Here is a 25,837-nt window from a genome sequence, read left to right on the forward strand (position 1 = left end):
GCCCCACAGCAGACGGCCCGCGCCCATGGCACACTGCCACACCGAGGCCGCGCCGGGTCCAACCCGGGGTTTTTGCGACACAGTCCATGCCCTGGCATCCGCTCCGTCGGGCAATCATTCATTTCCATTGAACCCAGAAATTCGAGAGGCTGACATGAGCTACGTGTTTTCTCCCGCCCCCGTGGCCAGCGTGCCCGTGGTGGGCAGCGGCGACCGCTTTCCCGTGCACCGCATTTATTGCGTGGGCCGCAACTACGAAGAGCATGCCAAGGAAATGGGCTTCACCGGCCGCGAGCCACCCTTCTTCTTCATGAAGCCCGCCGATGCCATTGTGGTGGTCAACGCGGGCGAAACCGGCCAGCTGCCCTACCCCAGCCTGACGGCCAACCTGCACCACGAGATCGAACTGGTCGTGGCCATCGGCAAGGGTGGCAAAAACATCGCTGCCGCCGATGCGTTCACACACATCTATGGCTACGCCGTGGGCCTGGACATGACGCGCCGCGACCTGCAGAACGACATGAAGAAACAGGGCCGCCCCTGGTGCATCGGCAAGGGCTTTGACGCCAGCGCGCCCATTGGCCCCATCACCCCTGCGACGCAGGCTGGCGACGTGGCCAAGGCGGCCATCTGGCTGCAGGTCAACGGAGCGGACAAGCAACGCAGCACCGTGGCGCAGCTGATCTGGAACATTGCCGAAACCATCGAGCACCTTTCGGCCGCGTGGGAGCTGCAGCCCGGCGACCTGATCTACACAGGCACCCCCGAAGGCGTGGGCGCCGTGGTGCGCGGCGATGTACTGGAGGGTGGCGTCGAGGGCCTGGGCACGTTGCGGCTGAGCGTGGTGTGACGCCCCCGGCCAGGGCGCCGCGCGACCCTGGCCTGGGTGCGCAGCCCCTACACTATGCTTTTCATAGCTGCTAGCGCTTATACGACAAGCGCTAGCAGCCTATTTGATCCAGAAAATCCTCCGATGACCTTCCGCAGCCCCATCAAACACTGCCGCGCCTGTGGCACCGCCGTGGTCTACCGCCTGCCGGACGATGGCGACACCAAGCAGCGCGCGGTGTGTCCCGTCTGCAACACGGTGCACTACGAGAACCCGCTCAACGTGGTGGGCACGGTGCCCGCGCTGCCCGATGGCCGCATCCTGCTGTGCAAGCGCAACATCGAGCCGCGCTGGGGCAAATGGACGCTGCCCGCAGGCTTCATGGAGCTGGACGAAACCACGGCCCAGGGCGCCGCGCGCGAGACCGATGAAGAGGCTGGCGCACAGATTGAAATGGGCCCGCTGTTCAGCCTGCTCAACGTGCGCCGCGTGGGCCAGGTGCACCTGTTCTACCGCGCCACGCTGCTGAGCGACCAGTTCAACCCCGGCTACGAAACCATCGAGGCCCGGCTGTTTGCCGAAGACGAGGTACCGTGGGACGAACTCGCGTTTCGCACCGTGAAGGAAACGCTGGAGTGTTACTTTGCCGACCGCAAGGCGGGCACCATGGGTATGCACTTCATTGATATCGAATAGGCCGCGCCATGACTGTCTTCACAGCGCCTGCATCGCCCGCCCCGTCCAGTACACCACCGGACGGCCTGCCCGTCTACCGCCTGCTCACCGGCCCCGACGACGCCAGCTTTTGCCGCCGCGTCAGCGATGCGCTGGCCCTGGGCTATCGCTTGTACGGGTCTCCAGCCGCCACGTTCAATGGCCAGTCCGTGATCGTGGCGCAGGCCATCGTCTGGTCTGGCACGGTGGCCTGACTTCGGCCGTTCAGCAGATCGGCTGTTGCGGCGCCGTGAGCAGCCGCACGCAGATCGTCAAGGCTTGGCGGGTATCACGATGACCGTGCTGCCGTCGCCCGAGGTGCCGGTATTCCCGGTGTTGCCCTTGCTTCCGGTGTTGCCCGTATTGCCCTTGGCACCCGTGGCGCCTGTGTCCCCCTGGTAGCCCGTCGCGCCCTGCATGCCCGTGGCACCGGTGCTGCCCTGCCCGCCAGTGGCCCCTGTGGACCCCATGCTGCCTGTGGCACCGGTGTAGCCCGTGTTGCCCGTAGCTCCTGTGTCACCGGTCTTGCCGGTATACCCCGTGTTGCCGGTATTGCCCTGTGCTCCCGGGGGGCCCATAGGGCCCGTGCAGGCGCCTAGGGTGAGGGTGGCCAGCACAAGCAAGGTGGTGGTAATCGTTTTCATGGTGAGTCCTTTGGCGTTGCATGCAGCCCAACAACGGCTGCATGGACCAATGTGCGGGACGCACCCTGGAGGGTCTGTTCGGTTGCGCGCATAAGCCAGGCGGCGCCCGCACTGTGCAATGACTGGCGACGCCGTCCTACAACGTCGAGGTCTGCTCAAGATCGGCCCGCAGCGCGCAACGTCTCTGTGGCGGCGGTGTGCGGAGGTTCGTCCGCCGCCCACCCGCCGGTTCGGACTTACCCGCCCACCCGCTCCTCGGGCGGCACAGGCGGCCTCGATGAACCGGCTGGGTCTGTCGTCACCGGTGGCAGGCCATCGCTGCCGGGCCGGGGCGGAGTACCAGGCCAGGGTGCCGGAACAGGCGGGGATTGCGGATTGCCCCCGAACAGCCCTCGGATCCAGTCGCGCATGGCACCCAGCGATCCATCGGCGGGGGGTGGTGGGGCATCCACAAACTCGTCCACAAAACGGTCGTTGCCGTTGATCACCTTGGCACGGATCGCCTGCTGCATGAATTCGCCCACCATGGGCAGCGCACTGCGGGCGCCCTGCCCCCAGTGGTCGCTGCGCAGCGTGATGCGGCCGTCGTTGAAGCCCGCCCAGGCACCGGCCACAACGCGCGCATGCATCAGGATGAACCAGCCATCGGTGTTGTCCTGCGTGGTGCCGGTCTTGCCTGCCACATCGGCCTGGATGCCGTAGCGGCTGCGGATCGCGGTGGCCGTGCCTTTGTCGATGGCGCCGCGCATGGCGTTGCGCAGGGTCTGCGCTGCGCGCGGCTCGAAAACTTCTTCAGGGGCTGAGGGGGCAAACGTCTCCAGCACCTTGCCGTGGCGGTCCTCGATGCGGGTGATCAACACCGGCTCCACATAGCGGCCCAGGTTGGCGATGGAGCTGTAGGCCGTCACCATTTCTTTCAGGGTGACCGGGCTGGTGCCCAGCGCCAGGGACGGCACCTCTTCCAGCGGCGACTGGCGCACCCCCAGGGCCCGCGCCACCTCGGCCACACGGGCGGGGCCCACCTGCTGCATGACCTGCGCGGTGATGGTGTTCTTGGAGAATGCCAGGCCATCGCCCAGCGTCATGGGCTGGTCGCTGGGCGCACCCCCATCGGTGGGGCGCCACACGCGGCCCCCGCCCAGGGGGATTTCCACGGCCGCGTCCATCAGCGTGTCGTCGGGCGACGCGCCGCTGGCAAACGCCGCGCCATACACAAAGGGCTTGAACGTGGAGCCGGGCTGGCGCCGCGCCGCCTGCACATGGTCAAACGGGTCTTGCGCAAAATCGCGGCTGCCCACCCAGGCCAGCACATGGCCGGTGACCGGGTCCTGCGCCAGGAACCCGGCCTGCACGCGCGTCTTCTCGGCGCGCAGCTTTTGCAGGAAGGTGGTGTCATCCAGCAGCGCCTGCAACGCTTCTTCGGGGGCCTGGCCCTTGTCCACGGCGGCGCGGTATTCGGCGCTTTCGCGCACCAGCGTCTGCACCAGTTCGCTCTTCGGGCCCCAGCCATTGCGCTGGGACCAGGCGGTGTCGGCCACCCCCTGCAGCTGGCGCCCCTGGCGCGCTACCGCCTGGTTGGCGATGGCCTGCAGGCGCGAGTCGATGGTGGTGCGGATCACCAGGCCATCGGAGTACAGGTTGTAGCCGTTGCTGTCGGCCCAGGCGATGAGCTGCTTGCGCAGTTGCATCGCAAAGTGCGGTGCGGGGCCCATGACCTCGGTCTGCCGCTCGAAATTGACGCGCAGCGGGCGTTTTTGCAGCGCCTCCAGCTGCTTTTCCTCCAGTTTGCCGCGCTTGACCATTTGCGACAGCACGGTGTTGCGCCGTGCTTGGGCACGCTCAGGGTTGAGCACGGGGTTGTAGTAGGCCGTGCCTTTGAGCATGCCAATCAGCGTGGCGCTTTCCAGCACATTGAGCTTGTCGGCCGATTTGTCGAAATAGGTGCGTGCCGCCATCTCGATGCCGAACGCGTTGTACAGGAACGGCACGGTATTGAGGTAGGTCTCCAGGATCTCCTCCTTGGTGTACGAAACCTCGATCTTGACCGCCGTGATCGCCTCCTTGAGCTTGCGCGTGAGGGCCTGCGGGAACACGCGCGAGCGCCCGATTTCCTCTGGGAACAGGTTGCGCGCCAGCTGCTGCGTGATGGTGGAGCCGCCCTGTGGGTCGCCGCGCAGCGTGTGCACCACCGACGACGCCGTGCGCCGCCAGTCGAGCCCGAAGTGGTCGTAGAAACGGTGGTCTTCGGTGGCGATGAGCGCATTCACCACGTTGGGAGATATCTGGTTGAGTTCCACCCATTCACGGTTGGCCCAGCGGTATTCGGCCAGCAGCTTGCCATCCACCGACATGAGCTGCGCGGGCAGCTCGCTCTTGGCCTTGCGGATGTCGCTGATGGAGGGGGTGAACGGGATCAACGCCAGTGTGTACACCAGCACGGTGGCGGGCAGCGCCAGGGCGCCCCACATCAGCGCGCGGCGCAGCGGGCGGGGCATCCAGGCAAACAGGCCGGCCAGCCAGCGGAACAGGGCCGCGGCGCGGGCCTGGAAGGAAAGCAGCAATGTGCGCATCAAAAACTCAGAGAAAGGGGAGAGTGCCTCAGGCGCCCGTGCCCGACAGCAATGCCAGCATGCCGGCTTCGTCCAGCACGGGCACGCCGAGCTCTTCGGCTTTGGCCAGCTTGCTGCCGGCTTCTTCGCCCGCCACCACGTAGCTGGTCTTCTTGCTGACCGAACCGGCCACCTTGGCGCCGGCAGCTTCGAGCATGTCCTTGGCCGCGTCGCGGCTCAAGGTCGGCAGGGTGCCGGTCAGCACCACGGTCTTGCCCGCGAGGATCTGCGGGGCGCGTTCGGCCACAGGGCCTTCGGGCCAGGTCACGCCGCAGGCGCGCAGTTGTTCGACCACCTCGCGGTTGTGCGGCTGCTGGAAGAAGGTGTGCAGGCTCTGTGCCACCACGGGGCCCACATCGTTCACCTCCAGCAACTGCTCCACGCTCGCATCCATGATGGCGTCCAGCGTGCCAAAGTGCCGTGCGAGGTCCTTGGCCGTGGCCTCGCCCACATGGCGCAGCCCCAGGCCGAACAGAAAACGTGGCAAGGTGGTCTGCTTGGATTTTTCGAGCGCCGCCAGCACGTTCTGGGCCGATTTCTCGGCCATGCGCTCCAGCGCGATGAGGGAGGTCAGGCCCAGCCGGTACAGGTCGGGCAGCGTACGGATCACGTTGGCGTCCACCAGCTGGTCCACCAGCTTGTCCCCCAGGCCTTCGATGTCCATGGCGCGGCGCGCGGCAAAGTGCAGGATGGCCTCCTTGCGCTGCGCGGCGCAGAACAGGCCACCCGTGCAGCGGTGGTTGGCCTCGCCTTTTTCGCGCACCACGTCGCTGCCGCACACCGGGCAGGCCTTGGGCATCTGGAAGTTGGGCACATAGCCCATGCGGTTGCCAGGCATCACGCCCACCACCTCAGGAATCACATCGCCCGCACGGCGCACGATGACGGTGTCGCCCACGCGCACACCCTTCTTGCGGATCTCGAACAGGTTGTGCAACGTAGCATTGGTAACGGTGACGCCCCCTACAAACACGGGCGCGAGGCGCGCGACTGGCGTGATCTTGCCGGTGCGGCCCACCTGCACATCGATGCCTTCGATCTTGGTGGCCATTTCCTGCGCGGGGTACTTGTGCGCCACGGCCCAGCGGGGTTCGCGGGTCTTGAAGCCCAGGTCGCGCTGCAGCTGCAGCGAGTTGACCTTGTAGACGACGCCGTCAATGTCGTACGGCAACGCATCGCGGCTGGCACCCACCTGCTGATGAAATGCTACCAATTCAGTAGCACCCACCGCAATTTGTACCTGCGTTGCGACCGGAAAACCCCAGGACTTCAGCGTCTGAAGCATCTCGTAGTGCGTGCGGAACACCGGCCCGCCATCGCCGGGCGGCGTGATGGCGCCCAGGCCATAGGCAAAAAAGCTCAAGGGGCGCTGGGCGGTGATGTTGGAGTCGAGCTGGCGCACCGCACCCGCAGCCGCATTGCGCGGGTTCACAAAGGTCTTGCCGCCCTGCTCCCGCTGGCGCTCATTGAGCGCGTCGAAGTCCGCACGGCGCATGTAAACCTCGCCACGCACTTCGAGGATGGGTGGCACCCCGTCGGGCAACGTGAGCGGAATCTGCCGGATGGTGCGGATGTTGTGCGTCACGTCCTCGCCCACTTCACCATCACCCCGCGTGGCGGCCTGCACCAGGCGGCCGTTTTCATAGCGCAGGCTCATGGCCAGGCCATCGAACTTGGGTTCGGCCACGTATTCGATGGCGGGATCGGCGTCCGACAGGCCCAGCTCGCGCCGCACGCGGGCATCAAACGCCTGCGCGCCCGTGGCCTCGGTGTCGGTCTCGGTGTGGATGCTGAGCATGGGCACCGCGTGGCGCACCGAGGCCAGGCCCTCCATCACCGCGCCAATCACGCGCTGCGTGGGTGAATCGGGGGTAACCAGATCAGGGTGCGCGGCCTCCAGCCCCTGCAGTTCGCGGAACACGCGGTCGTATTCAGCGTCGGGCACCGTGGGTTCGTCCAGCACGTAGTACTGGTGCGCCCACTGGTTGAGCTGGTCGCGCAGCGCTTTGATTTTGATAGCTGGTTGCGCTTGATCTGCGGGCGCTGGGGCCGAAAAAAGGTCCAGACTGTCGGTCATGACCGCACCAACGCTCAACTGAAGAGGCGCCGCGCCAATACAGAACCCGCCGACAGATCGCGTCCATCCAGCTGGTCATACAGCAGCTCCAGGTCCGCAGCAATCGGGTCCATGGCCATCGCGGGCAGCGGCTGGCCGTTCTGGTCGCAGAGCACCCCGTCCATGGCCTCGCACAGCGCGGCCCCTACGTCGCGCAGGCGCGCAAAAGGCTGTTCGGTGCGGTGCACCTGGGCCACGTCCAGGCTCAGGGTGATGTCGCGGATGGCGGACTGGTCGGGGTCTTCGGCCAGCGCGGCTTGGGTGTCGTAGCCCAGCGTGAGCAGCGGTGGCAGGCCCTGTGCGCTGGCGGGCAACACCAACCGACCGGGCATGGCACCGGGCACAAAACCCAAGCGGGCGGCGTTCTGCTGCACGTAGCCGGGGCTCCAGGCGGCCTGGCGGGCGCGCAGCATGAACATGAGCTGAGCGTCGTGGTCGCTGGCGAACTGGTCCAGCTCACGCGCGCGGGCCACTTCCTGCAGCATGTCGGGGAAGTCGGGCGCGGCGTTCACGGTGTCGGCAAACGCCTGGGCCTTGACGACAAACTCCGAAAACTCGATCTCGTTGAGCGCCCCCATGCGGTTGGCCAGTTGCACGCCGGCCTGGAAGCTCTGGTAGCGCTGGCCAGGTGCAGGGGTTTCCCACTGCTGGGTCGCTTCGTTGAGCCCTTCGATGGCAAACGGCTTGCTGCCTGCGCGGCGCGTGGGCGGCAGCGCAGCCAGGGCAGCGTCGCCCGAGACCACATGCTCAGGCTGCAGTGATGCAATCACATCAATGAGCGGATCGAGCCCGGGGCGGCGCTCCAGCGAGAACGGCGGCACGGGCAGCTGCAAGGCCTCGTCAGCGTCCACGGCGTGCTCCGACGGATCGGGGCCACGGTCCAGGCCGTGGTATTCACCCGGCGGCATGGCCACGGCAGCCCCCGCGTCGAAGCCGGGCTCCTGGCGCTGGGCCGGTTCAGCGGCGGGGTCCACGGGGTCTTGCGGCAGGGCGCGCTTGGGCGCATTGCGACGCGAGGTCCAGGTGTTGTAGGCCACGATGAGGGCCAGCACCAGACCGCCGATGATGGCCAGACTCAGTTGCAATGTGCTCATGGTTGGGTGGGTTGTTTCAAGCGTCTGCCATGGAGAGGGCCGATTCCATATCGACGGCCACGATGCGCGACACGCCCTGCTCCTGCATGGTCACGCCGATCAGTTGTTCGGCCATTTCCATCGCGATCTTGTTGTGGCTGATGAACAAGAACTGCGTGCCCTTGCTCATGCTGGAGACCAGCTTGGCATAGCGTTCGGTGTTGGCATCGTCCAGCGGCGCGTCCACCTCGTCCAGCAGACAGAACGGCGCGGGGTTGAGCTGGAAGATGGCGAACACCAGCGCGATGGCCGTGAGCGCCTTCTCGCCGCCCGACAGCAGGTGGATGGTCTGGTTCTTCTTGCCCGGGGGCTGGGCCATCACCTGCACGCCGGAATCGAGGATTTCGTCGCCCGTGATGATGAGCTTGGCCTGGCCACCGCCGAACAGTTCGGGGAACATGCGCCCAAAGTGGCCGTTGACGGTGTCAAAGGTGCCCGAGAGCAGCTGGCGCGTTTCGCCGTCGATCTTGCGGATCGCGTCTTCCAACGTGTTCATGGCCTCGGTCAGGTCGGCTGTCTGCGCATCGAGGAAGATCTTGCGCTCGCTGGCGAGCTTGAGTTCGTCCAGTGCTGCCAGGTTCACGGCGCCCAGGGCGGCGATTTCGCGGTGCAGGCGGTCGATTTCACTTTGCAAGCCACCCACGCGCACATTGCCGTCGGTGATCGACTGGGCCACGGCTTCGAGGTCGGCCTGGGCGTCGGCCAGCAAGGTGGTGTATTGCTCCAGGCCCAGGCGCGCGGCCTGTTCCTTGAGCTGGAATTCGGTGATTCGCGCGCGCAGCGGGTCCAGCGCGCGTTCGAGCTGCATGCGGCGTTCATCGCTGGCGCGCAGCTTCGTCGTAAGGTCGTCGTATTCGCTGCGCTGGGCGCCGAGCGCTTTTTCGCGCTCCATCTTTACTTCCAGTGCGGCCTGCAGGCCACCTTGCGCGGCGGCGTCGGACAGGCGGGCCAGCTCGTCGCGCGCGCGCTGCTCTTCATCGGCCAGGGCCTTGGCCTGCTGCGTGGCGGTTTCGATGGAGCGGTTGAGTTCGGCGCGGCGCGCTTCCAGGCTGCGCTGGGAGAACGTGGCCTCTTGCGCCTGGCGCTCCAGCGTGCGCTGCTGTTCGCGGCAGGCGGTGAGCTTGCGCTCAGCCTCGATGACCTTGTCGCCCAGTTGCGCCTCGCGCTCCTGGCTGTCGGCCAGCTGCATGTCCAGTTCTTCAAAACGCGCTTCGGCCGCCACGCGGCGTTCCTGCAGGTCGGCCAGCTGGGCCTCCACTTCGGCCAGGTCGCCGTCGATTTGCTGGCTGCGCGCGCGGGTCTGTTCGGCCAACTGCGTGAGGCGCAGGGTTTCGACCTGCAGCTCGTGGGCACGGCTCTGGGTTTCGGTGGCTTCGCGGCGGGCGGCCACCAAGCGCTGGGAGGCATCGGCATACGCGGCCTCGGCGCGGACCAGGGCGGTGCGCGATTCTTCGGCGATGAGCGCCTGCGCGCGCAATTCTTTTTCGAGGTGCTCGATCTCCTGCGCGCGGGCCAGCATGCCGGACTGCTCGGAGTCCTGCGCGTAAAAGCTCACGCTGTGGGCGCTGACGGCATGGCCCGTGGGCACAAACACCACTTCGCCTGGCTGCAGCGTGCTGCGGCGGGCCAAAGCGTCGTCCAGGGTGGGCGCGGTGTAGCAGCCTTGCAGCCAGTCCACCAACACGGCCCGCAGGCCCGCATCGTTCAGGCGCAGCAGGTCCGAAAGGCGGGCGTGGGGGGACGATGTTTCGGGGTGGCCTGCTGCGGGGGCGCTGTAGAAGGCCAGCCGAGCTGGGGGCGCGTCGTTGCCGCCGGAGCCGAGGAAGCCACGCACCATGTCCAGGCGCCCTACTTCCAGCGCGGCCAGGCGCTCGCGCAATGCAGCTTCCAGCGCGTTTTCCCAGCCGGGTTCGATGTGGATGCGGCTCCACAGGCCTTGCAAGCCATCGAGGCCATGTTTGGCCAGCCAGGGGCGCAGCTTGCCGTCGGTCTTGACCTTTTCCTGTAGCGCCTTGAGCGCCTCCATGCGGGCCGACAGCTCGGCCTGGCGGGCGCTTTCGGTGTTGACGGCCTGCTGGCGGGTGCGGCGGTCGTCGTCGAGCTGGGGCACGGACTCCTGCAGTTCGTGCAGGCGGGCCTCGGTGGTTTCGGCGATCTCTTGCGCTTCTTCGAGCTGCTCGCGCAGGTTCGTCAGGCGGGCTTCATCGGGCGCGGCCAGCGCATTGCGGTCGGTGCGCAGGCGCTCGAAGCGGCTGTCGAGCTGGCGGCTTTGTTCGTCGATGCTGCGCTGCTCGGCGGCCAGCACGCCAATCTGCTGCTGCACCTGCACCACGCTGCTGCGCTGTTCGGCCGTGCGGCTTTGGGCCTGGCGCAGGGCTTCTTCCAGGTCGGGCAGCTGCATGGCCTGCTCTTCGACCTGGGCGGCCAGCATCTCGGCGCGTTCTTCGGCGTCCACACCGGCACCGGCCAGGTTTTCGAGTTCGATGTCGGCCTCTTCCTTGCGGGCCTGCCACTGGGCGATCTGCTCGGCCAGCGTGAGCAAGCGCTGCTCCACGCGCTGGCGGCCTTCGATCACGTAGCGGATCTCTGCTTCGAGCTTGCCGACCTCGGCCGTGGCTTCATAAAGCTTGCCCTGGGCCTGGTTCACTTGGTCGCCCGCCGCATAGTGGGCCTGCCGGATGGTTTCGAGATCGGACTCGACGGCGCGCAGGTCGGCCATGCGCGATTCAAGGTCGTTGACGGCTTGCAGGCCGTCCAGGCGCACCTTGTTCTGCTGCTCTTCGGCCTCGGCGCGCTTCAAAAACCACTGCTGGTGCTGCTTGAGCGTGGCGTCGGCCTGCAGCGTGTTGTATTTGGCGGCCACCTCGGCCTGCTTTTCGAGTTTTTCGAGGTTGGCGTTCAGCTCGCGCAGGATGTCTTCGACCCGCGTGAGGTTCTCGCGCGTGTCCGACAGGCGGTTTTCCGTCTCGCGGCGGCGCTCTTTGTACTTGGAGACACCGGCGGCCTCTTCGAGAAACAGGCGCAGCTCTTCGGGGCGCGATTCGATGATGCGGCTGATGGTGCCCTGGCCAATGATGGCGTAGGCCCGCGGCCCCAGGCCCGTCCCCAGGAAGACGTCCTGCACGTCACGGCGGCGCACCGGCTGGTTGTTCAGGTAGTAGCTGCTGGTGCCGTCGCGCGTGAGCACGCGGCGCACCGCGACCTCGCCGTACTGGCCCCACTGGCCGCCTGCGCGGTGGTCGGAGTTGTCGAACACCAACTCCACACTGGCGCGGCTGGCCTGCTTGCGGGTGGTGGTGCCGCTGAAGATCACGTCCTGCATGGACTCGCCACGCAGCTCGCTGGCCTTGCTCTCGCCCAGCACCCAGCGCACCGCGTCCATGATGTTGGACTTGCCGCAGCCGTTCGGCCCCACCACGCCCACCAGTTGCCCGGGCAGCATGAAGTTGGTGGGTTCAGCGAACGACTTGAAACCGGAAAGCTTGATCGAGGTGAGACGCACGGGTCAGGGGGCGGGCAAAAATAGGATGGAGGCAGGGATGCAAAGTGGCGCCGGATGGACGTTCCGGGCCGGAACACGCAGGTCGCACAAGGGCGGAATGATACCGCGCCGCCTGACAGCCACCGGTCCTCGGCGGCACGGTAGCGCCCCACAGCCAGGGCACAACGGAAACATTTGGAAAAAATGGGGGCTGCCGCTTATCCAGCAACGATTTATTGCTACCAATATTGATACTCCCCGCAGTACCAGCAAGGCCCGGGGCCGGATTGGAGCAGCGTTCCCGGGCTACGCATCCTGTGCGTCTTGCGCGTCCACCCCATTGGTTTTGCGCACCAGCGCCTCGAACTCCGCCACCGGCACGGGCGGGCTGAAGAGGTAACCCTGCCAGGCGTGGCAGTTGTGGCGCTCCAGAAACTCGCGCTGGGCCTCGGTTTCCACCCCTTCGGCAATCACGCGCAGGCCCAGGCTGGTGCCCAGCGCCACCACGGTGCGGGCGATGGCGGCGTCGTTGGGGTCGGTAAGCACGTCGCGCACGAAGCTCTGGTCGATCTTGAGCTGGTCCAGCGGCAGGCGCTTGAGATAGGCCAGCGACGAATATCCGGTGCCAAAGTCGTCCAGCGAGAAGCCCACGCCATACCCCTTGAGCTGGCCCATCTTCTCGATCGTGTCTTCCACGTCCTGCAGCAGCAGGCCTTCGGTCATCTCCAGCTTGAGCTGGGGCCCCTGCGCCCCCGAGCTGGCCAGTGCCGCCAGCACCTGGGCCACAAAACCGCTCTGGTGGAACTGGCGCGGGCTCACGTTCACGGCCATGCCCAGCACAGCCAGGTCGGGGTGTTGCGCCCAACGCGCCAGCTGTGCGCAGGCCGCCTGCAACACCCACTCACCCAGCGGGAGGATGAGGCCGGTCTCCTCCGCCAGCGGGATGAAATGTGCGGGCGAGACAAACCCATCGCGCGGGTGGCGCCAGCGCAGCAATGCCTCGGCCCCAGTGATGCGGCCCCGGTCGATCTGTGGCTGGTAGTACAGCTCGAACTGGCCCTGCGCCAGGCCAATGCGCATGTCCAGCTCCAGTGCGGCGCGCGCGCTGACGGCCGCCTGCATCTGGGGGTCGTAAAAGCGCAAGGTGTCACGGCCCGCATTCTTGGCCTGGTAGAGGGCCAGGTCGGCCCGCTTGAGCAGCTCGTCCACCGTCTCGCGCATGCCGCTGAAAATGGTGACCCCCATGCTCAGCGAGCTGTGGTGCGCGGCGCCATTGAGCAGGTAGGGCTCCCGCAGTGCAGTCAGGATGCGCTGGCCGACTTCTTCGCTGCGGGCTGCGGCGTCCTCCGGGTTGTCACCCAGGTCTTCCAGCACCACCACAAACTCGTCACCCCCCTGGCGGGCCACGGTGTCGTCTTCGTGCACACAGCTGCGCAGCCGGTGCGCCACCTGCAGCAGCAGGTTGTCGCCGCTGTCGTGGCCCCGGGTTTCGTTGAGTGTCTTGAAATTGTCCAGATCCAGCAGCAGCAAGGCGCCACTGCGCTGGTGGCGGGCACTCGTGGCCAGCGCCTGCTGCAGGCGGTCCATGAGCAGGCGGCGGTTGGGCAGGCGGGTGAGCGGGTCGTAGTAGGCCAGGTAGTTGATCTCTTCCTCGGCCGCCTTGCGCTGGCTCAGGTCCTGCATGGTCACAAGGTGCCCGCCCTCCACCACCACGCCGGACACCTCGACCGGGCGCCGCGTGCCATCGGCGCAGCGGATGGTGTATTCGCTGGCGGCTATCACCCCGTCACCCGCCAGCGCCTGCTGCGCGGCCCTGCGCCAGGCCCCGTGGACAGCGGCGCGTTCGGCTTCGTCGGGGTAAGCGCGCTGCCACCAGGTTTCCACGTCCGGCACGTCTTCCGCCGTGTAGCCACAGATCTGGACATAACGCGCGTTGCGAAAACTGATGCGCCCGTCGGGCTGGACTAGGCACAGCCCCATGGGCAGGTGCTCCAGGATGCCGCGCAGCCGGTGCTCGTTGCTGCGCAGGGTGTCTTCCATGCGCTTGCGCGCCGTGATGTCCTGCACCACCGCGATGTGGTGGTCGGGCTTGGCCCCCGGCACCCACATGGGCGACACCGTGAGGTCTACCCACACCACCTGCCCGTTCTTGTGGAGGTAGCGCTTTTCCAGCCGGTATTCGGGCACATCCCCCTTCTTCAGGCGCTCCAGATGCTGCGCGTCTGTCTCCAGGTCGTCTGGGTGGATGAGGGCCTGGACCTGGAGCGCCCGCATTTCCTCGGGGCTGTAGCCCACGATGTCGCAATAGCGCTGGTTGGCGCGCAGAAATTGGCCGGTGGAGGTATCGAGCAGCGCCACGCCCACGCTGGCCTGGTTGAACAGGGCATGAAAGCGTTCTTCGCTCTCGTGCCGGGCTTCGTCGGACGCCTGGGCCCGCGCAAGGGCCAGCGTGCGCTGGCGCATCAGCAGGCCCACGGTAGATGCCAGCAGCAGCGAGACCAGGGCGCCGCCCAGGCCGACCAGCACGGGCAGCCGCGCCTCGGACGGCGACAGGAACGAGCGCGAAGGGTGGAAGGTGAGGCGCCAGCGCCGGTCATGCACCTGCAACTCGCGCACAAAGGGCGACGCGCCCGGCAGCGCCGCGGAAGACTGCGCGAGCAAGGGCCGCACCGTGGTGTCGATGGAGCCCGCCCGGACCGAGCCGTAGTCTTCCATGGACACCACAATCCCATTGAGCAACCCCTGGCTGCCCAGCGCCTGTACCAGGTCGAACACCCGGATGGTCGATGCCACGGCACCGATGAAACGCGGCTCTGGCGTGCCCGCCGTGTAATCGAACACCGGCACGCGGATCACGAAACCGGGGCGGTGGGTTTCCTCCTGCAGCAAATCGAACGGCGCCGAGGCCACCGTGTGGCCACTGTCCCGGCTGTACTGCATGGCGGCCAGGTTGGTGGGCTGGGCGCTGATGTCCAGGCCCAGCACACTTTCGTTGCCGGCCATGGGCCACAGGTATTCCGCCACAAAATACTCAGCCCGCTCGCCCGGCGGCCGGATGGCAAAGTTGGGGTAGCCCTGGGTCGTCAGCGATGTGTCGGCGCGCACGCGGGTTTCATAGGCCGCCCGTTCGGCCCCGGGCACCCAGCGGGTGAACGACAGATTGCGCACACCGGGATACCGCTGGCCCACCTCCAGGTCGCTGGCTGCACGCTCAAACTCCAGGCGCGTGAGGTGGGGATTGGCTGTGAACAGGCCACGCAGGCCGTTGACGACTTCGGTATGGCCTTCGATGCGCTGGCTCAGCGCATCGGCAAACGCGCGCGCCTCCTGCATGAACCGCGCCCGTCCGACCTGGGCCACGGAATCGGCCTGCTGCCATGCCAGCCAGAGGCTCATCGTCACCCCGAGCACGGCCACGCTCAATCCGGCCATCCAGTGCCGGTATCGACCGTTTTGCGTCAGAGGGGCCATGGCGTGGGGCGGGTTGGCATTCGGTATCAGAACAGAGCCTGGGCAGTGGTACTGGCGTTATGGGTATACGCGGCGGCAGCCGCACCAGGACGCCGGGCAAAACGCAGGATAGCGGCAATCCACCAGGCTTTGGAGCAACCTTCGGTATAACAACTGGTTACCAACCAGTTATTTGGTGGAAAGTGCCGTCAGCGCAACAGCCCCATGCGTCTTCAGCTATGAATTGATGAGTGATTTTTATAGTCTGGGTCAAGACGGCCTCGGTGCGTGGCTCACGGCCACCGGATACGGCGCGAACCGGCTGCGGTTCTCGTTCACATCCAGCGCCCGCCCGATGGGCGGGAAGGCTCGCTGCGGGCAGGCGTCCCGCTCGCACACCTTGCAGCCCATGCCAATCGGCACGGCGGCCTCGGGGTTGGCCAGGTCCAGCCCACGGGAATACACCAGCTGCGGTGCATGCCGGATGTCGCAGCCCAGTGCCACCGAGAACTCCTTGCCGGGCACGCCCCACCCGCCCCCGCTGCGCGACACCGCGCGGGCCACCCACAGGTAGGCGCGGCCATCAGGCATGCGCGCCACCTGCGGCACGGTGCGGCCTGGCTGGGCGAAGGCCTCGTACACATTCCAAAGTGGGCAGGTGCCGCCGATCTTGCTGAAGTGAAAGTGCGTGGCCGACTGCCGCTTGCTGATGTTGCCCGCGCGGTCCACGCGGATGAAGAAGAACGGCACGCCGCGCGCGCTGGGGCGTTGCAAGGTGGACAGGCGGTGGCACACCGTCTCGAAGCCCACGCCAAACTGGTGGCCCAGCCGGTCGATGTCGTAGCGCGCCGCTTCGGCCGCCCGCAAAAAGGCCGTGTAGGGCAGCACCAGCGCCCCCGCAAAGTAGTTGGCCAGGCCAATGCGTGCCAGCGCCCGGGCCTGGTCGCTCGACAGCGCGGCGCCGTCGGCAATGCGCTGCAGCGCGTCACCCTGCTCCAGAAACGCCAGCTGCGTCGCCATCTGGAAGGCACGCTGCCCCCGTTCGAGACCGGCCGCCAGTTGCAGCACCCCCGTGTCGGCATGGAATACGCGCTGCGCCTGCCCTGGCAGGTCGGTCACGTCCACCACACGCACTCCGTGGGCCACGAGCAGGCGTTGGGCCAGCGCCTCGTCGGCTCGCCCGGGCAGCAGGCCCCATTCGGCGGCACAGCGTTCGGCAGCATCGTCCAGCTCGGCAATGTGGTTCTGGCGTGCAAAGAAGAAGTCGCGCACCTCTTCATAGGCCATGGGCGGGTGGCTGGGCAGTGGGGCCACCCCACTGCGGTCGTCACCCAGGCTGCCCAGCGCCTCCAGCCGTTCCAGCGCCTGGCGGTGCCGCTGGTGTAGCGCCAGCAGCGTGCGCGCCACAGCGGGCATGCCGGCGGCCAGCTCGCGGATCTCGGCCAGGGACACGGCATCGCCCGCGCCCTCCCTGCCCACACCGGCAGGCAGGTCCGCCAGCACCTCGCGCAGGCCGGTGATGAGGCGCGCCTCGTCGTCGTCCGAAAAGCGCTGCACGTCCACGCCGAACACAGCATTGATCTTGAGCAGCACAGGCACCGTGAGCGGGCGCTGGTTCTGCTCCAGCTGGTTGAGGTAGCTAGCGGACAGGTCCAGCGCCCGCGCCAGCGCAATCTGGGTCATGCCGCGCTCTTCGCGCAGGCGGCGCAGGCGCACACCCATGAAGGTTTTTTTCATTCCATCTTTCTCAGTGGCGCTTAGCAGTACCTTCACCATCATTCGCAATATTTGCAAATTGATGGTTTTGCATTCGCAATCATTCACCAATTCAGGACTTACAGAGGGATGCCATTGTGCGTAAATTGCGAAGCATGACAACCCCCACTGGCACCGTCGAGCTGACGGAGATCGTGTTCCCCACCCTGGCCAACCACTACGGCACGCTGTTTGGCGGCAACGCCCTGCAACTCATGGCCAAGGCGGCGTTTCTGGCAGCGCGCGGCGCCGCACTGCGCGATGTGGTGATGGCGGGCGTGACCGATGTGCGTTTTCTGGCCCCCGTGCCCGTGGGCCATGTGCTCACGCTGCGCGCCTGGGTCACCCGCGTCGGCCGCAGCTCGCTCACCGTGTGCGTGACCGGTCTGGCCGCCACGCTGGGCTCGCCCCAGGACGAAGTGCTGAAGGGAATTTTTGAAATGGTGGCGGTGGATGGCAAAGGCCGCCCCGCTGCCATCACCAACACATATGTAAACCAGGAGACCGCATGACTACCACCGTTGAAACCCCGGGCGTCAAGCCCAAGAAGTCCGTCGCGCTCTCGGGCGTGACGGCGGGCAACACCGCCCTGTGCACCGTAGGCCGCACGGGCAACGATCTGCACTACCGGGGCTACGACATCCTCGACATTGCCGAGGTCTGCGAGTTTGAAGAAATCGCCCACCTGCTGGTGCATGGCAAGCTGCCCACGCGCGCCGAACTGCGCGCCTACAAGGCCAAGCTCAAGGCCCTGCGCGGCCTGCCGATGAGTGTGAAGCAGGCGCTGGAGCAACTGCCCGCCGCCAGCCACCCCATGGACGTGATGCGCACGGGCGTCTCGGCCCTGGGCTGTGCGCTGCCCGAAAAGGATGACCACAACCTGCCCGGTGCGCGCGACATTGCCGACCGGCTCATGGCATCTCTCGGTTCGATGCTGCTCTACTGGCACCACTGGGCCAGTTCGGGCCGTCGCATCGAGGTGGAGACCGATGACGACTCCATCGGTGCGCACTTCTTGCACCTGCTGCATGGCACCAAGCCCAGCGCCGCCTGGGAGCGTGCGATGCACACCTCACTCAATCTCTATGCAGAACACGAGTTCAACGCCAGCACCTTCACCGCCCGCGTGGTGGCGGGCACGGGCAGCGACATGTACTCGTGCATCACCGGCGCCATCGGCGCACTGCGCGGCCCCAAGCACGGCGGCGCGAACGAGGTGGCGTTCGAGATCCAGAAACGCTACGACAGCCCCAATGAGGCCGAAGCCGACATCCGCCGCCGCGTGGAGGCCAAGGAAGTCGTGATCGGCTTCGGCCACCCGGTCTACACCGTGAGCGACCCGCGCAATGTGGTCATCAAAGGCGTTGCGCACAACTTGTCGCAAGAGGCTGGCAGCACCAAGATGTATGACATTGCCGAGCGGCTGGAGACCGTGATGTGGGAGGTGAAAAAGATGTTCCCCAACCTCGACTGGTTCAGCGCCGTGAGCTACCACATGATGGGTGTGCCCACCGCCATGTTCACGCCGCTGTTCGTCATCGCACGCACCAGCGGCTGGGCAGCGCACATCATCGAGCAGCGGCAGGACAACAAGATCATCCGGCCGAGTGCGAACTACACCGGACCCGAAGACCTGGCGTTCGTACCAATCCAGGACCGCAAGTAAAACCAAACGGCCGCAGCTCCCTGCCCCACGCTCATGAACACTCTGTATCGCAAGAAGCTGCCCGGCACGCAGCTCGACTACTTTGATGCCCGCGAGGCTGTCGAATCTCTGCAACCGGGCGCCTGGGCCACCCTGCCCTACACCGCCCGGGTCCACGCCGAAAACATTGTGCGCCGCGCCGATCCGGCCACCATCAACGACTGCCTGCGCCAGCTCGTCGAACGGCGCAGCGACCGCGACTTCCCCTGGTACCCGGCGCGCGTGGTGTGCCACGACATCCTGGGCCAGACGGCCCTGGTGGACCTGGCGGGCCTGCGCGATGCGATTGCCAAAGAAGGCGGCGATCCGGCTCAGGTGAACCCTGTGGTGCCGGTACAGCTCATCGTGGACCATTCCCTGGCTGTGGAATGTGGCGGGCTCGACCCCGATGCCTTCGCCAAGAACCGCGCCATCGAAGACCGCCGCAACGAGGACCGCTTTCACTTCATCGAGTGGACGAAAAAAGCCTTTGCCAATGTGGATGTGATCCCGGCGGGGAACGGGATCATGCACCAGATCAATCTGGAAAAAATGTCACCCGTGGTCCATGCCGACCGGGGCGTGGCCTACCCCGACACCTGCGTGGGCACCGACAGCCACACCCCCCATGTGGATGCCCTGGGCGTGATCGCCATTGGCGTGGGCGGCCTGGAGGCCGAGAACGTGATGTTGGGGCGTGCATCGATGATGCGGCTGCCCGAGATCGTGGGCGTGGAGCTGACCGGCCATCGCCAGGACGGCATCACCGCCACTGACGTGGTGCTGGCGCTCACCGAGTTTTTGCGCAAGGCCAAGGTGGTGGGTGCGTACCTGGAGTTCTTTGGCGACGGTGCAGCCAAGCTCACGATTGGCGACCGCGCCACCATCTCGAACATGGCGCCCGAATACGGCGCCACGGCGGCCCTGTTCAGCATCGACGAACAGACGTTGGAGTATCTGACGCTGACGGGCCGCGAGGCGGAGCAAGTGAAGCTGGTCGCGACCTATGCCAAGGCAGCGGGATTGTGGTCCGACACCCTCAAAGATGCGGTCTACGCGCGCAACCTGGTGTTCGACTTGTCGAGCGTGGTGCGCAACCTGGCCGGCCCCTCCAACCCGCATGCGCGCGTTGCCACGTCCGACCTGGCGACCCAAGGCATCGCAGGCCCCTGGGCCATGCCCGCACCACAGGACGGCACGATGCCCGATGGCGCCGTGGTCATTGCCGCCATCACCAGCTGCACCAACACCAGCAATCCGCGCAACGTGATCGCCGCCGCGCTGCTGGCGCGCAACGCCAACCGGCTGGGCCTCACGCGCAAGCCCTGGGTCAAGACCTCGCTGGCGCCCGGCTCCAAGGCGGTGGAGCTGTATTTGAAGGAAGCGGGTTTGCTGGCCGACCTGGAAAAGCTCGGCTTTGGCATCGTAGCCTTTGCCTGCACCACCTGCAACGGGATGAGTGGCGCGCTGGACCCTGCCATTCAGCAGGAGATCATCGACCGCGACCTGTACGCCACCGCCGTGCTCTCGGGCAACCGCAATTTCGACGGGCGCATCCACCCCTATGCCAAGCAGGCGTTTTTGGCCTCGCCCCCGCTGGTGGTGGCCTATGCGATGGCGGGCACGGTGCGTTTTGACATTGAAAAAGACGTGCTGGCGGTGGTGCACGGGAGGGAAGTTCGCCTCAAAGACCTGTGGCCCAGTGACGCAGAAATCGACGCCGTAGTGAAGACTGCCGTGAAGCCCGCGCAGTACCGCGCCGTGTACGAGCCCATGTTCGCCATCCGACACGACGATGGCCAGCGCGTGTCGCCGCAGTACGAGTGGCGCCCGCAGTCCACCTACATCCGCCGCCCGCCCTACTGGGACACCGAGGGCATCGGCGCGCTGGCCGCCCACCCGCGGACTTTGACGGGCATGCGCCCGCTAGCCATCCTGCCTGACAACATCACCACCGACCACCTGTCACCCTCGAACGCCATCCTGCGGGACAGCGCAGCGGGCGAATACCTAGCCCACATGGGCGTGCCCGAGGAGGACTTCAACTCCTACGCCACGCACCGGGGCGACCACCTCACCGCCATGCGCGCCACGTTTGCCAACCCGCAGCTCGTCAACGAGATGGCCGTGGTGGATGGCAAAGTGAAAAAGGGATCGCTCGCCCGCGTGGAGCCCGAAGGCCAGGTCATGCGCATGTGGGAGGCCATGGAAACCTATCTGAACCGCCGCCAGCCACTCATCATCATTGCCGGTGCCGACTACGGCCAGGGGTCCAGCCGCGACTGGGCCGCCAAGGGCGTCCGGCTGGCGGGTGTGGAGGTGGTGGTGGCCGAGGGCTTCGAGCGCATCCACCGCACCAACCTGATTGGCATGGGGGTGTTGCCGCTGGAGTTTGAGGCGGGGGTCAACCGAACCACGCTGGGGCTGGATGGGACGGAGACCTACGACGTGGAAGGCCACCGCGCGCCAGGCGCCTGCCTCACGCTGGTCATCCGCCGTCAAAATGGGGGATGCGCCAAAGTACCTGTGACTTGCCGCCTGGATACGGCCGAAGAGGTTTCCATCTACGAAGCCGGTGGCGTCCTGCAGCGCTTTGCGCAGGACTTCCTGGCCGCCAGCCATGCGGAGCGAGGCACAGGCCATGAAAGGCCCCCGATTGATCTTCGTGGCCAAGCCATCGCCTGAAGTGGCCGCAGCGATGTGGAGGGCCGTTGCACGCAATGGGCTGGACAGCAGCACACTGTCCCCCAGGACAACTGGCACCAGACCCTGTCAGACCGCTATGGGGACACCCCGGAGGTGCGCCAGAAAATGCTGCGCGCGGGCGCACGCGTGAGGGCGCAGGCCTGCACGCTGGTGCTCAACCGGATCCGCGACGGGGTGCACAAAGAACAGGGCAAAAACACAATCCACTGGTCCTTTAGGGCTCGTGGAAGGCCGCACTGCTTCGATGCTTTGCTTGTTGCCGTCCGACAAGCGTTGTACGAAGAAGGACTGGCAACGGAAACGGGCCACACACCACACAGCACGATCAGCTACTGGGCGCCAACCCGCCTGGGCCCCACCCGGATGGACCCGATTGCCTGGACCCTCGATGAACTTCTGCTGGTCGTGGGCGGCAACGGCAAAAGCTACAGCTACGAAACCATTGGCCGCTGGCCATTGCAGCCCGTACCGCCAGATCCCTCCAACACACAACTGCGGCTGTTTTGAACCGCCGTCACCCACCATCCGGCTGCACCGGCCTGCTCCTTCTTGCCCCCAATGCTTCCATCTCCTCAAATTCGAGTCCCCGCCACCTACCTGCGTGGCGGCACCAGCAAAGGCGTGTTCTTCCAACTGCAGGACCTGCCCGCCCCTGCCCAACAACCCGGACCCGCCCGCGACGCCTTGCTGCTGCGCGTGCTGGGCAGCCCGGACCCGTATGGCAAGCAAATCGACGGAATGGGCAATGCCTCGTCGAGCACCAGCAAGGCCGTGATCCTGAGCCGCAGCACACGCCCAGGCCATGACGTGGACTACCTTTTCGGCCAGGTGTCCATCGACAAGCCCTTTGTGGACTGGAGCGGCAATTGCGGCAACCTCTCGGCCGCCGTGGGGCCGTGCGCCATCCACATGGGGCTGATCGATGCCGCACGCATTCCGCTGAATGGCAACCTCACCGTGCGGATCTGGCAGGCCAACATTGGCAAGACCATCGTGGCGCACGTGCCGATCACCCACGGGCAGGTGCAGGAGACGGGCGACTTTGAGCTGGACGGCGTGACCTTTGCAGCCGCCGAGGTGGCGCTGGAGTTCCTGGACCCTGCCGACGAAGGAGACGCGGGCGGATCGATGTTCCCGACCGGCAACGTGGTGGATACGCTGGAGGTTCCCGGCGTAGGCAGTTTTGCCGCCACGCTGATCCATGCGGGCATCCCTACCATCTTCCTGAATGCCCAGGACACTGGCTACGCAGGCACCGAACTGCAAGGCGACCTCAACGAGGACAAGGTGGCGCTTGCACGCTTTGAAGCCATCCGCGCCCACGGAGCCCTGCGCATGGGCCTGATCCAGAACCTGGGCGAAGCCGCCACCCGCCAGCACACCCCCAAGATCGCCTTTGTGGCACCCCCGGCTGGCTACACCGCCTCCAGCGGCAAACGCATCGAGGCGCAAGACATCGACCTGCTGGTGCGCGCGCTCTCCATGGGCAAGCTGCACCACGCGATGATGGGCACGGCAGCCGTGGCCATTGGCACTGCCGCTGCCATACCAGGCACGCTGGTCAACCTGGCGGCGGGCGGTGGCGTGCGAAGCAGCGTGCGATTTGGCCACCCCTCGGGCACCTTGCGCGTGGGGGCCGAGGCCCGGCAGAACGACGCCGGCGATTGGCAAGTCACCAAAGCCCTCATGAGCCGCAGCGCCCGCATCCTCATGGAAGGCTGGATCAGAGTGCCATCCCCCTGAGCGGCTGCGCCGCTTCCCCCTTCTCTCGCCTCGCTGCGCGATGCGGGAAGGGGGACGGCGCCAGCGCGGCGGGGCGGCCCTTGCGCGGCGCCCGCTGGCTTGGGCCGCGCCAGTTTCAGCAACACGAGCCACACCCGCTCAGTGCATCAAACCACAAGGAAACGCCATGCAAACCACCAGACAACAACTCAAAGCCCTGGCCCACGCCCGCCGGGGCGTCATCGTGCCCGGCGCGTTCAACGCCCTCTCCGCCCGCGTGGTGGCCGACCTGGGCTTTGAAGCGATTTACATCACCGGCGCAGGCGTCACCAACATGTGGTTCGGTCTGCCCGACCAGGCCTTCATGGGCCTGACCGACATTGCAGACCACACGGCCCGCATCCGCGACGCCGTGGAGTTGCCGCTCATCGTGGACGCCGACACCGGCTTTGGCAACGCCCTCAACACCTACCACGCCGTGCGCACGCTGGAGCGCGCCGGGGCCGACTGCATCCAGCTCGAAGACCAGGTCAGCCCCAAGCGCTGCGGGCATTTCAACGGCAAGGAGGTGATCGGCACCGACGAGATGCTGGGCAAGATCAAGGCTGCCGTGGACGCGCGCCGCGATACAGGCACCCTCATCCTGGCCCGCACCGATGCCTGCGCCACCCAGGGCTTCGAGGCCGCCGTGGAGCGCGCCCAGCGCTTTCAGGAAGCGGGCGCCGACATCCTGTTTGTCGAGGCCGTCACCTCGCTGGAAGAGATACGCGCCCTGCCCCAGCGGCTGGCGGCGCCGCAACTGATGAACATGGTGATCGGCGGCAAGACGCCCATCACCAGTGCCGAAGAACTGGCGGGGCTGGGCTATGGCCTGGTGCTGTACGCCAACGCGGCGCTGCAGGGCGCGGTGGCCGGCATGCAAAAGGCACTGACCGTGCTGCGCGACACCCAACGCATCGATGAGGACCCGGCCCTGGTGGCGCCGTTCGCGGAGCGCCAACGGCTGGTGCGCAAGAGCGCCTGGGACGGGCTGGAAGAAAAATACAGATAAAAAGTGCCACCAGCGCATTAACTGCAAACGCCAATAGCTATCAATTACATAGCAATCAGCATATCTCTCCGGGATAGCCCTTGGATTGCGGCCTGCATCCGTGCCGCACAAGAACGGAGCACACGGCACAATGGGTCTTCCCAGCACCTTGTGCGCGCTACCCCCCATGCAAAGCATTCCTTCCCAGAACGTGGTGGACCTGCTGCTCGACGCGGTCTGCGTCGTCCATGTGGACAGCACCATTGAGTTTGTGAGCCCGGCGTTCGAGCGCATCTTTGGCTACGCGCCCCAGGAAGTCATCGGCAAGCGCATGCTCGACATGGTGCACCCCGAAGATCTGGCGATCACCCAGCGCCAGGCACAGCGCGTGATGGAAGGCCACCTGCAGCTGCAGTTTGAAAACCGCTATGTGCGCAAGGACGGCTCCATCGCCCACATTCGCTGGACAGCGCGCTGGCTGCCCGACAAGCAGCTGCGGCTGGCCGTGGCGCACGACATCACCGAGCGCAAGTTCACCGAGTCCATGCAGGCGGTGATCTATGCGATTTCCGAGGCTGCCCACACCACCCAGAATCTTCAGGCACTGTTCCAGCACATCCACCAGATCATCGGACGGCTTTTGCCTGCCACCGACTTCGCGGTCGCGCTCTACGACGCCTGCAGTGATTCGTTGAGTTTTCCGTACCACGTCAACGAACCGGGGCCCGCCCCCACGCCGACGACCCTGGTGCAGGATGCGCTGTGTGCCGAGGTGATCCGCAGCGGCCGCACCCTGCTGCTGACCCCCGACAACCCCCCGCCCTCCGACACCGCCGGAACCCTGGAGGCGCTGCTCCATCAGCAGCTGCCACACGAACGCGCGCCGCTGTACTGGCTGGGCGTGCCGTTGCAAACGCAGAAAGGTGCCATTGGTGCGCTGGTGCTGCAAAGCTACAACGAGCAGGGCCGCTACACCGAAAAAGACAAGGAACTGCTGCAGTTTGTCTCCACCCAGGTCGCAGCCGCCATCGAGCGCAAGCAGATGCACGAGCGCCTGGAGCACATGGCGCAGTACGACCAGCTCACGCACCTACCCAACCGCCAGCTGTTTCTGGACCGCCTCAAGACGGCGCTGGCCCGCGCGCGGCGCGATCAAAGCCTGTTGTCACTGCTCTTCCTCGACCTGGACAGATTCAAGCAAGTCAACGACACGCTGGGCCATGCCATGGGCGACCTGCTGCTGCAGCGTGTGGCCCAGCGGCTGCTGGAATGCGTGCGTGGCTCCGACACCGTGGCCCGCCTGGGCGGCGACGAATTTGTGGTGCTGCTCGAAAGCGGCCATGCCCGTGAGCACGCTGCGGCCGCCGCCGAGAAGATCCTGGCGGCCTTTGGCCAGCCCTTTGACCTGGAAGGCATCCACCTGACCATCCAGCCCAGCATCGGCGTGTCCATCTACCCTGAGCATGGGGGCGAGGAACACCACCTGCTGGGGCATGCGGACGAGGCGATGTACCTGTCCAAGAAAAACGGTGGCAACCAGGTGCGGGTGGCTTCGCCCCAGGGCGGACTGCCACCATGACGCAACCCGCAGCCCCAGCCAATCACACCTCCCCCCCACAAACGCCCCCGCAAAGCACCACACCACGCGGGCACGGGCTGCGCATGCTGGCCACCAGCCCGGGCGTCACGGCGCTGGCCTTGCCGTTGGCGTTCATGGTGACGGTACTGCTGCACCCTTTCTGGTCCTGGCTGGAAACCACGACGGGCCTGGAGAGCATGGGCCGCCATGGCCCGGCCAGCTGGTGTTATGGGACCATCTGGGGGTTGATCGTGCTGGCTGTGTTCCTGCCCGTTGGCCTGCGCAGGGCGCGCACCCTGTTCGCTCCCGCAAAAAATTGCCCTGGCAAGCGCCTTTCCTGACCCCTCAGTGCTCCATCCCATTCCATCCATGTCCTCCTCGTTCT

18 protein-coding genes are annotated in these 25,837 nt (G+C 66.2%); 11 read left to right on the top strand and 7 right to left on the bottom strand.

What is annotated here, in order from left to right; genetic code table 11:
• Positions 1-154 precede the first annotated feature (154 nt).
• The 3 genes from ASE52_RS06040 to ASE52_RS06050 all read left to right on the top strand — a co-directional run bounded on the left by ASE52_RS06040 (position 155) and on the right by ASE52_RS06050 (position 1,758).
• The gene (locus ASE52_RS06040; RefSeq protein WP_057224526.1) at positions 155-850 is read left to right on the top strand and encodes a fumarylacetoacetate hydrolase family protein; all 696 of its coding nucleotides are present in this window, start codon (positions 155-157) and stop codon (positions 848-850) included.
• A gap of 123 nt (positions 851-973) precedes the next feature.
• Complete coding sequence (locus ASE52_RS06045; RefSeq protein WP_057224528.1) at positions 974-1,525, top strand: NUDIX hydrolase; 552 nt, start codon at positions 974-976, stop codon at positions 1,523-1,525.
• Between the two features lie 8 nt (positions 1,526-1,533).
• On the top strand, positions 1,534-1,758 hold the full coding sequence (locus ASE52_RS06050; protein ID WP_010458935.1) for a DUF1737 domain-containing protein: 225 nt from the start codon (positions 1,534-1,536) through the stop codon (positions 1,756-1,758).
• 57 nt (positions 1,759-1,815) lie between these two features.
• Here the strand turns inward: ASE52_RS06050 and ASE52_RS06055 are convergent, their stop codons facing one another.
• From ASE52_RS06055 to ASE52_RS06085, 7 genes are all read right to left on the bottom strand, one after another.
• On the bottom strand, positions 1,816-2,187 hold the full coding sequence (locus ASE52_RS06055) for a collagen-like protein (protein WP_010458936.1): 372 nt from the start codon (positions 2,185-2,187) through the stop codon (positions 1,816-1,818).
• A 236-nt stretch (positions 2,188-2,423) separates the two neighbouring features.
• Complete coding sequence (locus ASE52_RS06060; protein ID WP_057224529.1) at positions 2,424-4,757, bottom strand: transglycosylase domain-containing protein; 2,334 nt, start codon at positions 4,755-4,757, stop codon at positions 2,424-2,426.
• A gap of 28 nt (positions 4,758-4,785) precedes the next feature.
• Positions 4,786-6,873 carry an NAD-dependent DNA ligase LigA gene (gene ligA, locus ASE52_RS06065; RefSeq protein ID WP_057224531.1) on the bottom strand — a complete coding sequence of 696 codons (2,088 nt, stop codon included), beginning with the start codon at positions 6,871-6,873 and terminating at the stop codon, positions 4,786-4,788.
• Between the two features lie 14 nt (positions 6,874-6,887).
• A complete protein-coding gene (locus ASE52_RS06070; protein WP_057224532.1) occupies positions 6,888-8,006 on the bottom strand; it encodes a hypothetical protein in 1,119 nt (372 codons plus the stop codon).
• Positions 8,007-8,022: 16 nt separating this feature from the next.
• Positions 8,023-11,547, bottom strand: coding sequence for a chromosome segregation protein SMC (gene smc, locus ASE52_RS06075; protein ID WP_057224534.1), 3,525 nt, complete (start codon positions 11,545-11,547; stop codon positions 8,023-8,025).
• Between the two features lie 285 nt (positions 11,548-11,832).
• On the bottom strand, positions 11,833-14,997 hold the full coding sequence (locus tag ASE52_RS06080) for an EAL domain-containing protein (RefSeq protein ID WP_057224536.1): 3,165 nt from the start codon (positions 14,995-14,997) through the stop codon (positions 11,833-11,835).
• A gap of 249 nt (positions 14,998-15,246) precedes the next feature.
• Positions 15,247-16,713 (bottom strand): short-chain fatty acyl-CoA regulator family protein, encoded by a 1,467-nt coding sequence (locus ASE52_RS06085; RefSeq protein WP_057225265.1) that lies wholly within the window; start codon positions 16,711-16,713, stop codon positions 15,247-15,249.
• 134 nt (positions 16,714-16,847) lie between these two features.
• Between ASE52_RS06085 and ASE52_RS06090 the strand changes: the two genes are divergently transcribed.
• The 8 genes from ASE52_RS06090 (at position 16,848) to ASE52_RS06125 (ending at position 25,793) form a co-directional block, all read left to right on the top strand.
• The gene (locus ASE52_RS06090) at positions 16,848-17,243 is read left to right on the top strand and encodes a hotdog domain-containing protein (protein ID WP_057224538.1); all 396 of its coding nucleotides are present in this window, start codon (positions 16,848-16,850) and stop codon (positions 17,241-17,243) included.
• Positions 17,240-18,397 (top strand): 2-methylcitrate synthase, encoded by a 1,158-nt coding sequence (gene prpC, locus ASE52_RS06095; RefSeq protein ID WP_057224540.1) that lies wholly within the window; start codon positions 17,240-17,242, stop codon positions 18,395-18,397. Before ASE52_RS06090 ends, prpC begins: the two co-directional genes overlap by 4 nt.
• 33 nt (positions 18,398-18,430) lie before the next feature.
• The gene (gene acnD / locus ASE52_RS06100) at positions 18,431-21,100 is read left to right on the top strand and encodes a Fe/S-dependent 2-methylisocitrate dehydratase AcnD (RefSeq protein WP_057224542.1); all 2,670 of its coding nucleotides are present in this window, start codon (positions 18,431-18,433) and stop codon (positions 21,098-21,100) included.
• Positions 21,101-21,226: 126 nt separating this feature from the next.
• Entirely contained in the window at positions 21,227-21,628 is a 402-nt protein-coding gene (locus tag ASE52_RS24950; protein WP_198928064.1) for a hypothetical protein, read from the top strand.
• A gap of 51 nt (positions 21,629-21,679) precedes the next feature.
• On the top strand, positions 21,680-22,864 hold the full coding sequence (prpF, locus tag ASE52_RS06110; protein ID WP_057224544.1) for a 2-methylaconitate cis-trans isomerase PrpF: 1,185 nt from the start codon (positions 21,680-21,682) through the stop codon (positions 22,862-22,864).
• A 166-nt stretch (positions 22,865-23,030) separates the two neighbouring features.
• Positions 23,031-23,894 carry an isocitrate lyase/PEP mutase family protein gene (locus ASE52_RS06115; protein ID WP_057224545.1) on the top strand — a complete coding sequence of 288 codons (864 nt, stop codon included), beginning with the start codon at positions 23,031-23,033 and terminating at the stop codon, positions 23,892-23,894.
• A gap of 166 nt (positions 23,895-24,060) precedes the next feature.
• Positions 24,061-25,452 (top strand): diguanylate cyclase, encoded by a 1,392-nt coding sequence (locus tag ASE52_RS06120; protein ID WP_057224547.1) that lies wholly within the window; start codon positions 24,061-24,063, stop codon positions 25,450-25,452.
• A complete protein-coding gene (locus tag ASE52_RS06125; protein WP_140426145.1) occupies positions 25,449-25,793 on the top strand; it encodes a hypothetical protein in 345 nt (114 codons plus the stop codon). Before ASE52_RS06120 ends, ASE52_RS06125 begins: the two co-directional genes overlap by 4 nt.
• Positions 25,794-25,837: the final 44 nt, after the last annotated feature.

The sequence above is a fragment of the Acidovorax sp. Root275 genome (assembly GCF_001428965.1).
Classification (GTDB): domain Bacteria; phylum Pseudomonadota; class Gammaproteobacteria; order Burkholderiales; family Burkholderiaceae_C; genus Acidovorax; species Acidovorax radicis.